The following is a 1,752-nucleotide window of genomic DNA, read 5'->3' as shown; positions in this document are numbered from 1 at the left end:
GAGGGCACTGAAAAAGTCTTTTTAGGAATTAATTGTTAATAAAAAGGAGTAGAAAACTATAGTTTTTTGCTCCTTTTTTCGTATTTTTAATGGTACCCAAAAGGCTTTTAGATGTTAGTTCAACAACAAAAAATTCAATTCAGTCCGTACTCTTCGTTATATGATTTAATCGTTCCCAAGGACAATATGCTAAGAAAAATCAATGAGTTGATAGATTTTTCATTTATCTATGATGAGTTGCTAAATAAATACTGTACAAATAATGGTCGCACAGCAGAAAGTCCTGTGCGTATGTTCAAGTATTTACTTCTGAAAACAATTTATACCGTTTCAGATGTTGATGTAGTGGAGCGTTCCCGTTTTGATATGTCCTTTAAGTATTTTTTGGAAATGGCACCAGAAGAAGATGTTATCAATTCTAGTACGTTAACAAAATATAGAAAACTACGTTTGAAGGACACCGACTTATTAAATCTATTGATTAGTAAAACGGTGACTATAGCCGTTGAAAAGGGCATTATCCGTTCTAAGTCTATTATAGTTGATGCCACACATACTTTATCGAGATCAAATCCATTTTCGGCAATTGAAGTATTGCGTGAGCGTTCAAAACTACTGCGAAAAACGGTTTATTTATTTGATGACCAATGGAAAGAACGTATGCCAGAGAAGAACAATACCAATGAATTAGAAATGGAATTGGCCTATTGTAAAGAGTTGGAGAGACGGCTAGAAAAAGAACAATCTTTAAGTTCTATACCTGCGGTGAAAGAAAAATTAAACTTGCTTAAAGAAACGATAGAAGACACTCAGGAAAATTTTACCTTATCAAAAGATACAGATGCTAAAATGGGGCATAAATCCGCTGATAGTTCCTTCTTCGGCTATAAGACTCATTTAGCGATGACCGAAGAGCGCATCATTACAGCAGCTGTAGTCACATCAGGCGAAAAAGGAGATGGCCCGGAGTTACCTAAACTTTTAGAAATTAGTCAGGAAAACGGAATCGATGTTGATACAATTATTGGCGATGGAGCCTATACAGGAAAAGAAAATCTCAAACTCACAAGTGGGCAAAATATTAAAGTGGTAGCGAGACTAAATGTTACAATAGCTCAAGGGGCTAGAAAAGACGAAGATAAATTTGATTACAATAAAGATGCCGATAGATTTATTTGTCCTGCTGGTCACATGGCTATACGAAAGGCTCGCCTAGGCAAAAAAAATGTTGGAACCAATCAAAAACAAACCTACTATTTTGATGTGGAAAAATGTAAGACCTGCTCTTTAAAAGAGGGTTGTTATAAAGAAGGAGCCAAGACAAAAACATATTCGGTGTCCATAAAATCGGACTTACACCAAGAACAAATCAGCTTTCAAGAAACTGACTATTACAAAGAAAAAGCAAAACACCGATATAAAATAGAAGCGAAAAATAGTGAGTTGAAAAATGTACATGGTTATGATAGAGCAATATCATATGGCATTACCAATATGCAAATGCAAGGTGCAATAGCAATTTTCGCAGTCAACTTAAAAAGAATACTCAAATTAATGTAGGAAAATCAAAGCTACATGCGCATACACTCAATGAGCCTATAAAAGTCAAAAATCGACTCATATAACCTATAATAAAAAACAGTTGTAAAAATTAAAACGCTCATAAAGGATCTTTAAAATCCTGTTATAAGCGTTTTTTTATTGTCTAAAAAACGACTCTAATCAAAATAAGTGAAGTTTTTCAGTGCCCTC

The 1,752-nt window shown here is 34.2% G+C and carries 1 protein-coding gene; it reads left to right on the top strand.

What is annotated here, in order from left to right:
* Positions 1 to 111 precede the first annotated feature (111 nt).
* Positions 112 to 1,560 (top strand): IS1182 family transposase, encoded by a 1,449-nt coding sequence (locus QO200_RS19255; RefSeq protein WP_371543618.1) that lies wholly within the window; start codon positions 112 to 114, stop codon positions 1,558 to 1,560.
* Positions 1,561 to 1,752: the final 192 nt, after the last annotated feature.

This window comes from Flavobacterium sp. Arc3 (assembly GCF_041431375.1).
Classification (GTDB): domain Bacteria; phylum Bacteroidota; class Bacteroidia; order Flavobacteriales; family Flavobacteriaceae; genus Flavobacterium.
The sequence above is the reverse complement of the archived record's forward strand: the minus strand, read 5'-3'. Positions and strand labels throughout refer to the sequence as shown.

Excerpts from the sequence above, each read along its gene's own strand:
- QO200_RS19255 (WP_371543618.1), top strand. The coding sequence starts at position 112 with ATGTTAGTTCAACAACAAAAAATTCAATTCAGTCCGTACTCTTCGTTA.